The organism is Leclercia sp. M-A074-M (genome assembly GCF_965195605.1).
GTDB lineage: Bacteria > Pseudomonadota > Gammaproteobacteria > Enterobacterales > Enterobacteriaceae > Enterobacter.
This window is the reverse complement of sequence record NZ_CBDAHM010000002.1, coordinates 518,110-531,970: the sequence shown is the minus strand read 5'-3', so window position 1 is coordinate 531,970 and position 13,861 is coordinate 518,110. Positions and strand designations below refer to the sequence as shown.

11 protein-coding genes are annotated in these 13,861 nt (G+C 57.7%); all 11 read right to left on the bottom strand.

The genetic code is table 11. The features are described from left to right. Positions 1–13: 13 nt before the first annotated feature. Genes ftsA through ACOKCT_RS06125 form a run of 11 tightly spaced genes read right to left on the bottom strand, consistent with a single transcriptional unit; the run spans position 14 to position 13,851 of the window. Positions 14–1,270, bottom strand: a complete 1,257-nt coding sequence (ftsA, locus tag ACOKCT_RS06175; RefSeq protein ID WP_103178274.1) for a cell division protein FtsA — start codon at positions 1,268–1,270, stop codon at positions 14–16. Between the two features lie 2 nt (positions 1,271–1,272). Then, a complete protein-coding gene (ftsQ, locus tag ACOKCT_RS06170) occupies positions 1,273–2,106 on the bottom strand; it encodes a cell division protein FtsQ (protein ID WP_103178273.1) in 834 nt (277 codons plus the stop codon). Position 2,107: 1 nt separating this feature from the next. Continuing rightward, positions 2,108–3,028: a D-alanine--D-alanine ligase gene (locus ACOKCT_RS06165; protein ID WP_103178272.1), complete on the bottom strand. Its 921-nt coding sequence runs from the start codon at positions 3,026–3,028 to the stop codon at positions 2,108–2,110. Next, positions 3,021–4,496 carry a UDP-N-acetylmuramate--L-alanine ligase gene (gene murC / locus ACOKCT_RS06160; RefSeq protein WP_103178271.1) on the bottom strand — a complete coding sequence of 492 codons (1,476 nt, stop codon included), beginning with the start codon at positions 4,494–4,496 and terminating at the stop codon, positions 3,021–3,023. The genes ACOKCT_RS06165 and murC overlap by 8 nt, the downstream gene beginning before the upstream one ends. Before the next feature lie 59 nt (positions 4,497–4,555). Further along, positions 4,556–5,620: an undecaprenyldiphospho-muramoylpentapeptide beta-N-acetylglucosaminyltransferase gene (murG, locus tag ACOKCT_RS06155; protein ID WP_103823248.1), complete on the bottom strand. Its 1,065-nt coding sequence runs from the start codon at positions 5,618–5,620 to the stop codon at positions 4,556–4,558. Beyond that, positions 5,617–6,861 carry a cell division protein FtsW gene (gene ftsW, locus ACOKCT_RS06150; RefSeq protein ID WP_039030375.1) on the bottom strand — a complete coding sequence of 415 codons (1,245 nt, stop codon included), beginning with the start codon at positions 6,859–6,861 and terminating at the stop codon, positions 5,617–5,619. Before ftsW ends, murG begins: the two co-directional genes overlap by 4 nt. After that, positions 6,861–8,177, bottom strand: a complete 1,317-nt coding sequence (gene murD / locus ACOKCT_RS06145; RefSeq protein WP_103178269.1) for a UDP-N-acetylmuramoyl-L-alanine--D-glutamate ligase — start codon at positions 8,175–8,177, stop codon at positions 6,861–6,863. Before murD ends, ftsW begins: the two co-directional genes overlap by 1 nt. Before the next feature lie 2 nt (positions 8,178–8,179). Then, entirely contained in the window at positions 8,180–9,262 is a 1,083-nt protein-coding gene (gene mraY / locus ACOKCT_RS06140) for a phospho-N-acetylmuramoyl-pentapeptide-transferase (RefSeq protein ID WP_103178268.1), read from the bottom strand. Continuing rightward, on the bottom strand, positions 9,256–10,614 hold the full coding sequence (murF, locus tag ACOKCT_RS06135) for a UDP-N-acetylmuramoyl-tripeptide--D-alanyl-D-alanine ligase (RefSeq protein WP_156653914.1): 1,359 nt from the start codon (positions 10,612–10,614) through the stop codon (positions 9,256–9,258). Before murF ends, mraY begins: the two co-directional genes overlap by 7 nt. Then, a complete protein-coding gene (gene murE / locus ACOKCT_RS06130) occupies positions 10,611–12,098 on the bottom strand; it encodes a UDP-N-acetylmuramoyl-L-alanyl-D-glutamate--2,6-diaminopimelate ligase (RefSeq protein ID WP_103178266.1) in 1,488 nt (495 codons plus the stop codon). Before murE ends, murF begins: the two co-directional genes overlap by 4 nt. After that, a complete protein-coding gene (locus ACOKCT_RS06125; RefSeq protein ID WP_114315899.1) occupies positions 12,085–13,851 on the bottom strand; it encodes a peptidoglycan glycosyltransferase FtsI in 1,767 nt (588 codons plus the stop codon). Before ACOKCT_RS06125 ends, murE begins: the two co-directional genes overlap by 14 nt. Between the last annotated feature and the right edge of the window lie 10 nt (positions 13,852–13,861).

Sequence of the window (13,861 nt, the reverse complement as noted above, 5' to 3'; positions counted from 1 at the left end):
TCTCTTACAAAAATTAAAACTCTTTTCGCAGCCAGGTGTTGATTCGTTTAAACCACGAACCCACCGACGTGCGTTTTTCTACTTCTGCTTCGCCACTAAGATGGGTTTCCTTCCCGTAATGAAGCAAGCCCACTGCCGTTGAGTAATACGGCTCCTGAGCATAATCCGTCAGACCGGTGATGTTCAGCGGTGCCCCAATGCGCACCTGCGTATGGAACACGCGCTGAGCGCAAGCCGCAAGACCTTCAATTTGCGCCGCGCCGCCGGTTAATACAATCCCCGCCGCAAGATGATGTTTAACCCCCTGCTGGCGAAGCTGTTCCTGTAATTGCAAAATCTCTTCGTTCACGAGGTTGAGCAGCTCGGTATAACGCGGCTCAATGACCTCGGCCAACGTCTGGCGCTGCAGGCTGCGCGGCGGACGACCACCGACGCTCGGCACTTCGACGCTCTCATCTTTACCAACGATAGAGCCCAGCGCACACCCGTGGCGCACTTTAATCGCCTCAGCATCGCTCGGTGGCGTACCAAAGGCATACGCGATATCGCTGGTGACCACATTCCCTGCATAAGGGATAACTTTGGTGTGGCGCAGCGCTCCGCCGGTGTAGACGGCCATGTCCATAGTACCACCGCCGATATCGACGACACAGACGCCCAGCTCACGTTCGTCTTCAGTCAGCACCGAATAACTTGCCGCCAGACCGGCGAAAATAAGTTGGTCAACTTTCAGGCCACAACGTTCCACGGCTTTAACAATGTTCTTCGCCATATCGTTGTGACATGTGATCAAGTGCACTTTTGCCTGCATACGCACGCCTGAAAGCCCCACCGGATTTTTAATGCCTTCCTGATAATCGATGGCGTATTCCTGCGGGATCACATGCAGTACGCGATGCTCATCGCGGACACGCACCGACTTCGCAGTATGCACTACGTTCTCGACGTCTTCCTGCGAGACTTCTTCTTCTGAGATCGGCACCATACCGATCTCGTTCTGGCAGCTGATATGTTTGCCAGAGAGTGCCAGATACACGGAGGAAATCTGGCAATCTGCCATCAGTTCGGCCTGATCGATGGCGCGCTGTACGCATTTCACCACCGACTCGAGGTCGTTTACCCCACCTTTATCCATACCACGGGAGGGGCAGCTACCCACACCAATGATATTGACCATACCGTCGGGCAGAACTTCCCCTACTAAAGCAGCAACCTTCGCAGTGCCAATCTCCAGTCCTACTACCAGTTTTCTGTCCGTCGCCTTGATCATTGTTATTCTGCCTGTACCTGAGCCTGATTCTGTTGCTGATTAGGTTCCTCAACCGGGGCCGGGGTCCACCCGACCGATGCGCCTGAGTCATAGCGCAAATCAACGTAGCTAATCCTTTTGCCTTCAGCCTGCGCCTGCTGCTGCAGAACGGGATAGAGTTCTACAAAACGTTCCAGACGCTTCATCGTGTCACCCCGCCCCAGGTTCAGCTTAATATCGTTCGTCAGCGTCAACTGCCAGGAACGACGCGCCGTCATTGCAGCCTGTTTCAGGGTAAAACGATCCTTAGCCAGCACCTTCCCCATGCTACGAAAACCTTCCAGCACTTCGTTTTCGCTGCCTTCCGGCCCATATAACATAGGTAAATTTTGCTTGCTGACACGATCGGCCGGGACGCTGAAAGAAACTCCCTCTACGTCAACCATATGCTGATCATTCCAACGCGCAATGGGTACATATTCAACCAGATGAATCTTCAATTCATCAGGCCATTGCTTTCTGACGCTTGCCTGTTTAATCCACGGCAGGCGCTCAATCTGACTCTGAATAATGTTCACATCCTGCGTCATGAAGGTGCCAGGCGATCCCAATGCCAGGATCGACTGACGGATATCATCATTACGCGTGTAGTGACGGTCACCCGTTACCACCAGTTTCGACAGAGGCAGACGTTGTGCATCTTCCATCCAGCCGAGCACCATCCAGCCGCTAACAAACACAGTACACAGCACGGCGAGCAGGAAGGTAATCCCTGCAAGACGCGTTCCATTACTCCGCCGGGAAGTATATTCTTCTTCCTCGTCGCGGTTTCGCGTGTTCAGCGCAGCCTGAGACATATCAGCCCGCCTGATCCAGAATGCGGACCACCAGCTGCGAGAAGCTCATTCCCGCCTGGCGAGCCGCCATCGGCACCAGACTGTGGCTGGTCATACCCGGTGAGGTATTGGCTTCCAGCAGATAAAATTGCCCGTCGCTATCCTGCATGACGTCGATTCTTCCCCAACCACGGCAGCCAAGAACATGCCAGGCTTTTAGCACCAGAGCGCTTAATAATGCTTCACGCCCGGCATCCAGACCACTTGGGCAGAAATATTGCGTCTCATCAGAGAGATACTTCGCCTCATAATCATAGAAGGTTCCGGCAGGTTGGATACGAATTGACGGTAAAATTTCTTCCCCGAGCATCGCAACGGTAAATTCCGGTCCGCTTAGCCATTTTTCAACCAGAACTTCTTCATCATGTTGAAATGCCAGCGCTAATGCAGATGATATATCGCCTGCTTCGTCTACTTTAGACATTCCTACGCTTGAGCCTTCACGGCTGGGTTTCACAATCACTGGTAATCCCAGCGCTGCAATACGTTCAGTGACGCTGGCGTCAAGGCCCTGCTCAAATTCACGGCGTGTCAGTGCCACCCAAGGCGCAACCGGTAACCCGGCGCCCTGCCAGAGCAGCTTGCTGCGCAGTTTGTCCATAGAGATGGCCGACGCCATCACGCCGCTGCCGGTATAAGGCAGGCCAATGATATCCAGCAAGCCCTGCAACGTGCCGTCTTCACCGCCGCGACCGTGCAGCGCGATAAACACTTTGTCAAAACCCATCTCTTTCAGGCGCGTCACGTCGATCTCTTTCGGATCGACCAGGTGCGCATCAACGTCGCCTTCCCGCAACCCGGCCAACACCGCGGCGCCAGAGTTCAGGGAGACCTCGCGCTCAGCCGAGGTGCCGCCAGCGAGGACCGCAATCTTATCAGCCATGATGCTCTTCCTCCGAAATTTGCGGCTTAAGTTTGATTTCGGCCAGTGTACGGGCGATTTTGCCGATATTTCCTGCCCCCTGCACCAGAATCAAATCATTGCCGGTCAACACTGGGGCAAGCATGGCTGCCGCCTGTGCATGATCGGAGACCAGAATCGGGTCGACCTTGCCGCGCCCACGAATGGTACGGCACAGCGAACGGCTGTCGGCACCCGGAATGGCCGCCTCACCCGCTGAGTACACTTCGAGCATCAGCAACGTATCAACCTGCGAGAGCACATTCGCGAAATCATCGTACAGGTCACGGGTACGGGTGTAACGGTGTGGCTGGAACAGCATAACCAGATTTTTGTCCGGCCAGCCCGCGCGCGCCGCTTTGATCGTGGCATCCACTTCTGTCGGGTGGTGTCCGTAGTCATCCACCAGCATCGCGGTGCCGCTTTTGCCGTTAACCCCCTCCAGCGGAAACTCGCCGAGGAAATCAAAACGGCGCCCGGTTCCCTGGAAGCTTTCCAGGGCCCGCAGAATCGCCTCGTCGTCAATGCCTTCCTCTGTGGCGACCGCAACGGCTGCCGCAGCGTTAAGGGCGTTATGACGTCCTGGCGCGTTAAGCGTCACATGCAGCAGCTCTTTATCCTGACGTGCCAGGGTGAAATGACCCTGCGCACCAATCTGTTTGAAGCTCTCTATGCGGACATCAGCATCTTCGCTGAAACCGTATGTGGTGATCTGACGTCCGACACGCGGCAGCAGCTCGCGGATCACCGGATCGTCAACGCACATGACCGCACGTCCATAAAACGGCAGGTTGTGCAAAAAGTTTATAAAGGTTTGCTTTAAATTTTCGAAGTCGCCCTGGTAGGTATCCATATGGTCGGCTTCGATGTTGGTCACAATCGCCACCATCGGCTGCAAATGCAGGAACGAGGCGTCACTCTCATCCGCTTCCGCGATGAGATAACGGCTGTGCCCCAGGCGAGCATGCACGCCCGCCGCTTTGACCAGGCCGCCGTTCACGAAGGTCGGATCGAGACCCGCTTCGGCATAAATACTGGAGACCATCGCCGTGGTGGTGGTTTTACCGTGCGTACCGGCAATGGCAATACCGTGACGAAAACGCATCAGCTCGGCCAGCATCTCCGCGCGGCGGATCACCGGGATACGCGCTTCATGTGCGGCAACGATTTCCGGGTTATCGGCGGGAATGGCGCTGGAGACCACGACCACGCTCGCATCCAGCACATTTTCCGGACGGTGATTAAAATAGATGGTCGCACCCAGCGACGCCAACTGTTGCGTAACAGGGTTCGGCGCCAGATCGGACCCGCTGATCTGGTAGCCTTCATTCGCCAGCACCTCGGCAATACCGCCCATACCGGCGCCGCCGATGCCAACAAAGTGAATGTGCCGGACGCGACGCATCTCGGGCACGATTGAACGCAGTTTCGCCAGTTGTTGTGTATTCATTCTCTAAACGCCATCGACTACTTCAAAAAAATCGTGCAGCGCAACACGCGCTGCGAGGGTTACGCCTGGGCTGCCAGGCTCACTTCTTTCGCCACCCGCTCCGTTGCATCCGGGATCGCGGCGGCACGTGCGTGCTGCGCCATCGCCAGCAATGTCTCCCGGTCCCAGCCCGCCAGGGTGGTGGCGACCGCGTCGGCGGTAAACTGCGGCTGTTCAAAAATTTTCGCGGCACCGGCTTTTTCAAGCGGCAGCGCATTCCAGTACTGCTGACGGTCTTTGTGCTGGAACGGCACAAACAGCGCCGGCAAGCCAGCGGCGGCGATCTCGCTCACCGTCAGCGCGCCGGAGCGGCAGACCACGACATCGGCCCAGGCATACGCCGCCGCCATGTCGTCGATAAATTCGGTCACTTTATGCTGCGGCTGTCCGGCTTCGGCATAAGCTTGCTCTACCGTTTGCTGCGCGCCTTTTCCGCTTTGATGCCAGATGGTCACCGCGCTGCCGAGCTTCGCCGCCACCTGCGGCAGGGTCTGGTTCAGCACGCGCGCGCCCTGTGAGCCGCCCACGACCAGCACCCGCACCGGCCCTTCACGGCCAACGAGTCGCTCCTGCGGCAACGGCAGGGCCAGCACGTCAACACGCACCGGGTTGCCTACCACGTCGGCTTTCGGGAATGCCCCTGGAAAAGCCTGCATCACTTTGCTGGCAATTTTCGCCAGCCATTTATTGGTGAGGCCCGCGATACCGTTCTGCTCGTGAAGCACAACCGGAATACCGAGCGACCACGCCGCCAGTCCGCCTGGGCCGGAGACATAACCGCCCATCCCCAGCACCACGTCCGGCTTAAAACGCTTCATGATCGCCCGCGCCTGACGCCAGGCGTTGAAAATACGCACCGGCGCCAGCAGCAACGCTTTGATCCCCTTGCCGCGCAGGCCAGAAATACGAATAAAGTCGATCTCAATCCCGTGCTTCGGCACCAGATCGGCCTCCATGCGGTCTGCGGTTCCCAGCCAGCGTACCTGCCAGCCCTGATCCATTAAATGGTGCGCAACCGCGAGCCCGGGGAACACATGCCCGCCAGTACCGCCCGCCATCACCATTAACCGCTTCGGTTGATTCATCGTGAACCTCGTGTAAACGCCTGGGCATTTTCCAGACGCGTTTCATAATCTATGCGTAACAAGAACATAATGGCGGTCGACATGATCAACAGACTCGAACCACCGTAACTGATTAATGGCAACGTCAGACCTTTGGTTGGCAGCATACCTGCTGCGGCACCTACGTTAACCAGCGCCTGGAAGCTAAACCAGATCCCGATTGAGCAGGCTAAAAAGCCTGAAAAACGGTGATCGATAACCAGCGCTTTTCGGCCAATCGACATCGCACGGAAAGCGACGAAGAATACCATTAATAGCGCTAATACCACACCGATATAACCCAGTTCTTCCCCAATAATGGAGAAGATGAAGTCGGTATGCGCTTCGGGTAAATATTCCAGTTTCTGGACCGAGTTCCCCAGCCCCTGGCCCCACATTTCACCGCGGCCAAACGCCATCAGCGACTGTGTCAGCTGATAACCGCTGCCGAACGGATCTTCCCAGGGGTTCCAGAAAGAGGTCACGCGGCGGATACGATACGGCTCGGCGAGGATCAGCAGCACGACCGCGGAGATCCCCATCCCGATGATGGCGATGAACTGCCACAGTTTCGCCCCCGCCAGGAACAGCATCGCCAGCGTGGTGACGAACAGTACCACCACGGTACCGAGGTCCGGCTGGGCCAGCAGCAGTACCGCCAGCACCAGAATCACGCCCATCGGTTTTAAGAAGCCGCGCAGGTTGTTACGCACCTCATCCACCTTACGCACCAGGTAGTTGGCGAGATAGCAGAAGAGCGAGAGCTTGGTAAATTCCGCCGGCTGAATACGCAGCGGGCCAAAAGCAATCCAGCGCGATGCCCCGTTCACCGAGCTCCCGACCACCAGCACGATCAGCAGCATCACGATCGAGGCGATGAGCATGGCGGTACTGTGGCGCTGCCAGAACGCCATCGGCAGGCGTAACGTCACCATCGCCAGACAGAACGCCAGGATGATGTAGAGCCCGTCACGCTTGGCAAACAGGAAAGGATCGTTCGCCAGTCGTTGCCCAACAGGCATCGATGCCGAGGTCACCATAATAAAACCAATCGCCGCCAGCCCCAGCGTAAGCCAGAGCAGCATGCGGTCGTACATCACCAGGCTATCGGAGTCTTTATCCCGGGAGCCCATGACCCAGCCTTTTAATGCCGACGAGATCCAGACCAGGATGCCAAATCCTGGCAGGCGCGGCATTTTTGGGCGAGGGAGAGAGAAACGCATCAGCCTAACTCCTTCGCCAGGCGGGTAAAGAGATCGCCCCGCTGTTCGAAATTCTTAAACTGATCGAGGCTGGCGCAGGCCGGAGAGAGCAGCACCATATCGCCCGGCTTCACGCGAGGGGCAATCAGGCGCATTGCCTGTTCCATGGTTTCGGTCTGCTCGGCAATCTCAGGACGCAGTTCAGCCAGTTCCCTGCCGTCACGACCAAAGCAGTAGAGACGGATGTTATCGCCGGAGAGATACTGCTTCAGGGAGGTGAAATCGGCAGATTTACCGTCGCCACCCAGCAGCAGATGCAGAGTGCCGTCGACGTGCAGGCCGTTCAGCGCCGCTTCGGTGCTGCCGACGTTGGTGGCTTTGGAATCATTGATCCAGCGTACCCCGTTATTCTCCAGCGCCAGCTGGAAACGGTGCGCCAGTCCGGTAAAGGTGGTTAACGCCTGCAGGCTGGAGGAACGTGGAAGACCGACGGCATCCGCCAGCGCCAGCGCCGCCAGCGCATTGGTGTAGTTATGCTGACCGGAAAGCTTCATCTCCTTCACGTTCAGCACTTTCTCACCTTTCACCCGCAGCCAGGTTTCACCCAACTGCCGGTTCAGATGATAATCACCCATGGTGATACCAAAACTGATGCAGCGGTCATCAGCGCCGCGTACTGGCATGGTCAGGGCATCATCGGCGTTAACGACGCAGACTTTCGCATTTTCGTAAATACGCAGTTTGGCTGCGCGATACTGCTGCAGACCAAACGGATACCTGTCCATATGATCTTCGGTCACGTTCAGGATCGTGGCCGCGGCTGCATGCAGGCTGGAGGTGGTCTCCAGCTGGAAGCTGGAGAGTTCCAGTACGTACAGCTCACAGCCTTTGTCCAGCAGCATCAGCGCCGGCAAACCAATGTTGCCGCCAACGCCGACATTTTTGCCCGCCGCTTTCGCCATCTCACCCACCAGGGTGGTGACGGTGCTTTTTCCGTTAGAGCCGGTAATGGCGATAACAGGCGCCTGCGCTTCACGGCAGAACAGCTCGATATCACCGACAATCTCAACGCCCGCATCGGCCGCGGCGCTCAGTGAAGGGTGCGCCAGCGCCATACCGGGGCTGGCCACAATCAGATCGGCTGCCAGCAGCCAGTCATCATTCAGACCACCAAGGTGGCGTTCAACCTGTTCCGGCAGTTTATCCAGACCAGGCGGAGAGACACGCGTGTCCATCACACGCGGCGTCACGCCCCGCGCGAGGAAAAAGTCCACGCAGGAGAGGCCGGTTAAGCCTAACCCGATGATAACGACTTTTTTACCCTGGTAATCTGCCATGATTAACGTACCTTCAGCGTTGCCAGGCCAATCAGCACCAGCATCAGCGAAATAATCCAGAAGCGCACGATGACGCGCGGTTCCGGCCAGCCTTTCAGTTCATAGTGGTGATGGATAGGTGCCATCCGGAAGATGCGCTGACCGCGCAGCTTGAAGGAGCCTACCTGCAGGATCACCGACAGGGTTTCAACCACGAACACACCGCCCATGATCACCAGCAGGAACTCCTGGCGCAGCAGCACGGCGATAATGCCCAGCGCGCCGCCCAGTGCCAGAGAACCGACGTCCCCCATAAAGACCTGCGCCGGGTAGGTGTTGAACCACAGGAAGCCTAAACCTGCGCCGACAATCGCCGTGCAGACGATCACCAGCTCACCGGCGTGACGCAGATAAGGAATATGCAGATAGCTGGCGAAGTTCATGTTGCCGCTCGCCCACGCCACCAGAGCAAAGCCCGCTGCGACAAAGACGGTTGGCATAATGGCCAGGCCATCCAGGCCGTCGGTCAGGTTGACGGCATTGCCGGTACCGACAATCACAAAGTAGGACAAGAGGATGTAGAACAGGCCCAGCTGCGGCATGACATCTTTAAAGAACGGCACCACCAGCTCGGTGGCCGGGGTGTCTTTTCCTGCCAGATAGAGCGCGAAGGCCACGCCCAGTGCAATCACCGACATCCAGAAATATTTCCAGCGGGCGATCAGACCTTTGGTGTCTTTACGCACCACTTTGCGGTAGTCATCAACAAAACCGATAATCCCGTACCCCACCAGTACCACCAGCACGCACCAGACGTACGGGTTTGACGGGTAAGCCCACAGCAGCACCGACACCACAATCGCGGTGAGGATCATAATGCCGCCCATGGTCGGCGTACCGCGTTTACTGAAGTGTGATTCCGGACCGTCGTTACGCACGACCTGGCCGAAAGAGAGTTTTTGCAGACGGGCAATCATGCGCGGACCCATCCACAATGAGATGAACAGCGCAGTCAGCAGGCTGACGATGGCGCGAAACGTCAGATAGGAAAAGACGTTAAAGCCGGAATAATATTTGACCAAATGCTCGGCCAGCCAAACTAACATGTCCCGTTCTCCTGTAAAGCGTGCACGACCTCTTCCATGGCGGCACTGCGTGAACCTTTCACTAAAACTGTCACAATTTGTTGTTCTGCAACCAGTGCCTTAAGGCGAGCGATCAACGCCGCTTTATCGGCAAAATGCTCACCGACGCCGCTGGCCTGGCTGATAAAATTGCTGAGATGTCCCGCGCTTAACACGCGATCGATACCGGAGGCTTTTGCCGCCTCACCCACTTGCTGGTGGCAGGCTTCGCTTTCATCGCCCAGCTCGGCCATATCGCCAACCACCATCACGCGATAGCCAGGCATCTCAGACAGCACCTGTACGGCGGCAGTCATGGAGCCGACGTTGGCGTTGTAGGAGTCGTCCAGCAGCAGTTTGTTTTCCGCCAGCGGGATCGGGAACAGGCGTCCGGGAACGGCTTTCAGGTTTGCCAGCCCGCTTTTGATAGCAGACAGCGGCGCGCCGACGGCCATCGCCAGTGCACTCGCCGCCAGGGCATTGGCGATGTTGTGGCGACCCGGCAGAGGCAGCAGCACCTCCACATTCCCCGTTGGGGTCTGCAACGTAAATTCGGTGCCGTGAGAGGTCACGTGAATGTTGTTGGCGGTGAAGTCGCTGTTCGCGGCATTAGGCGAAAAGCGCCAGGTTTTGCGATCCCCGATAACACTTTGCCAGTTCAGCCAGTCGTTATTATCGGCATTCATAATGGCGATACCGTTGGCCGGCAGGCCGGTGTAGATCTCGCCCTTCGCTTTTGCCACGCCTTCGAGCGAGCCGAAGCCTTCGAGGTGCGCCGCCGCCAGGTTATTCACCAGCGCCGCTTCCGGTTGCGTCAGGCTAACGGTCCAGGCGATTTCACCCTGGTGATTGGCACCGAGTTCGATTACCGCAAACTCATGCTCGCGGGTCAGACGCAGCAGCGTCATCGGTACGCCAATATCGTTGTTCAGATTGCCTGCGGTATAGAGGGTATTGCCACACTGGGTGAGGATGGCGGCCGTCATCTCTTTAACGGACGTTTTACCAGAGGAGCCGGTCAGCGCCACAACGCGCGTCGGAACCTGCTGGCGAACCCATGCCGCCAGTTCACCAAACGCCAGACGGGTATCTTTTACCACCGCCTGCGGCAGGTCGATATCCAGTTTACGGCTTACCAGCAGCGCACCTGCCCCGGCGGCTTTCGCCTGTTCGGCGAAATCGTGGGCATCGAAACGCTCACCCTTAAGCGCCACAAACAGGCAGCCGGGAGTGATTTTACGCGTGTCGGTGGTCACCGCATCGAAACTCATCTCATCGCCGCTGACGTCTGCGCGCAGGATCGTCGCAAGCTGGCTTAGCGTTACGCTGATCATGCCACCACTCCCAGCAGACGCGCCGCGGTTACACGGTCGGAGTAATCCAGACGGTTGGTGCCGACAATCTGATAATCTTCGTGGCCTTTACCGGCCAGCAGCACCACATCGTTCTCGTTAGCCTGCATGATGGCGTTGGTCACCGCTTCTGCGCGGCCTTCCACCACACGGGCACGGCCCGCATCCAGCATACCGGCCAGAATGTCGTTGATGATGGCGCGCGGCTCTTCGGTGCGCGGGTTGTCATCGGTCACGACCGCGATATCCGCGAACTGTTCAGCAATGGCACCCATCAGCGGACGTTTGCCTTTATCACGATCGCCGCCGCAGCCAAAGACGCACCACAGTTTACCGGCGCAGTGCAGGCGCGCGGCTTCCAGCGCTTTCTCCAGCGCATCCGGCGTGTGGGCATAATCCACCACCACCGTCGGTTTGCCTGGGGCGGTGAAGACTTCCATGCGGCCACAAACCGGCTGCAGGCGCGCGGAGGTACGGAGCAGTTCCGCCAGTGGATAGCCGAGCGCCAGCAGGGTCGCGAGGGCCAGCAGAAGATTGCTGACGTTGAACGCCCCCATCAGACGGCTTTCGATTTCGCCCTCGCCCCAGCTCGAGGCAAAGCGAATGGTCGCGCCGCTATCGTGATAGGTCACGTCGGTGGCCTTCAGCCAGCGGCCGTGGCAGTTCGGGTTGATACGATCGGCCATGGAGACCGCAACGGCATCCGGCAGTTTAGCCAGCCAGCGGCGACCCACTTCGTCATCGGCGTTGATAATCGCCTGACCGCAGTGATGCGTGGCATAGAGCTGCCATTTCGCCGCTTCGTAGTTCTCCATGTCGCCATGGTAGTCGAGGTGATCCCGGCTCAGGTTAGTGAACACAGAGGCGGCAAATTTCAGCGCCGCGACACGGTGCTGTACCAGCCCGTGAGAAGAGACTTCCATCGCCGCAAAGGTCGCACCCTGCCCCGCCAGACCGGCCAGCACGTGCTGTACGTCAACGGCAGAGCCGGTGGTATTTTCCGTTGGGTTCACTTTGCCCAGCAGACCATTGCCCACGGTACCCATTACCGCGCTGGTTTCACCCAGCAGTTGCGCCCACTGCGCCATCAGCTGCGTGGTGGTGGTTTTACCGTTAGTGCCGGTCACGCCAACCAGACGCAACCGGTCAGAAGGTTCGTTATAAAAACGTCCCGCCAGCGCAGAGAGACGTTCATTCAGCTGGCTGAGATAGATGACCGGCACGCCGTGAATTTCACGGATTTCACCGTCAGTGGCCTCATCTTTTGCCTCAGCAATAATGGCAGCAACACCTTGCGCTATCGCCTGCGGGATATAGCGACGCCCGTCCGCCTGATGACCTACGACTGCCACAAAAAGATCGCCCGAGGCAGCCACACGGCTGTCGAGTACCATCTCTCGCAGTTCTCTCGCAGGTAAGCCTGTTACCCACGGAGCAAGAAGGTCGCGCAAATTACGATCTGCCACCTGTTCCCTCGCCTTGATTAATTACAAATTCACTTTTCTCGCCCGTTGCCAGCGCATCCGGCTCGATGTTCATGGTGCGCAGTACGCCGCCCATGATGGCACCGAAGACCGGCGCGGAAACGGCGCCACCGTAGTATTTACCCGCCTGTGGATCGTTGATGACGACCACCAGCGCAAAACGCGGATTACTCGCAGGCGCAACGCCTGCGGTATATGCAATGTATTTATTGATGTAGCGGCCATCTGGCCCGACTTTTTTCGCCGTACCGGTTTTGATGGCGATGCGATAGCCTTTGATCGCCGCCTTCACGCCGCCGCCGCCGGGCAGCGCCACGCTTTCCATCATGTGAACGACGGTACGGACGATCGATTCCGGGAAGATACGCTCACCGGGAACCGGGGGATCAACTTTGGTAATTGAGAGCGGGCGATAGACGCCATAGCTGCCAATCGTTGCATAGACACGCGCCAACTGTAACGGCGTTACCATTAGCCCGTAGCCGAAAGAGAAGGTGGCCCTCTCTATGTCAGACCACCGTTGTTTTTGAGGATATAAGCCACTGCGTTCTCCGACCAACCCCAAATTGGTCGCCTTTCCCAGCCCAAAACGTGAGTAAGTTTCTACTAACGCTGAGGACGGCATCGCTAACGCCAGCTTAGAAACACCAACGTTACTCGACTTCTGTAAAACCCCGGTGAGGGTCAATTCGCTGTAACGCGCCACGTCTTTGATCTCGTGACCGTTGATGCGGTAAGGCACGGTATTCAGCACGGTGTTTTCATTGACGATACCGCGCTGCAGGGCGGTCATCACCACCATCGGTTTCACCGTGGAACCCGGCTCGAAGACGTCGGTGATGGCACGGTTACGCATGGCGTCTTTGGCCGTGCCGGTAAAATTGTTCGGGTTGTAAGACGGGCTGTTGGCCATCGCCAGCACTTCACCGGTGCTGACATCCACCAGCACGGCGCTGCCGGATTCCGCTTTGTTAAAGGCGACGGCGTTATTCAGCTCACGGTAGACCAGCGCCTGTAAACGCTCGTCAATACTCAACGCCAGATTGTGCGCCGCCTGGCTGTCGGTTGAAGAGATATCTTCAATCACGCGACCATAACGGTCTTTACGCACCACGCGCTCGCCCGGTTGACCGGTCAGCCATTTATCGAAACTCTTCTCAACGCCTTCAATCCCCTGGCTGTCGACGTTGGTAAAGCCAATCAGGTGGGCGGTCACTTCCCCGGACGGGTAGTAGCGACGCGACTCTTCACGCAGGTGAATGCCGGGCAGCTTCAGCTTTTTGATGTAGTCGGCCATGTCAGGGTTTACCTGACGCGCCAGATAGATAAAGCGCCCTTTCGGGTTAGCATTGACGCGAGCGGCCAGCTGATCGAGCGGCATTTTCAGCGCATCCGATAGCGCCTTCCAGCGGTTATCCAGTGAGATCCCGCCAGCGTCATGCAGCTCTTTAGGATCCGCCCAGATCGCTTTTACCGGTACGCTGACCGCCAGCGGACGACCAGAACGGTCGGTAATCAGGCCACGCGATGTCGAGACTTCCTGAACGCGCAGAGAGCGCATATCGCCCTGGCGCACCAGCATGTCGGGGGCAATGATCTGCAGCCACGCCACGCGTCCCAGCAGGAAACCCAGCGCCAGTAAAATGCAGCCGCACAGCAACGCAAAACGCCAGCTGATAAAGCTGGCCTGTTCTTCCTGACGTTTTGGTTTTAGCGCCTTCGCCGCGGATTTCATGCGTCGCGTT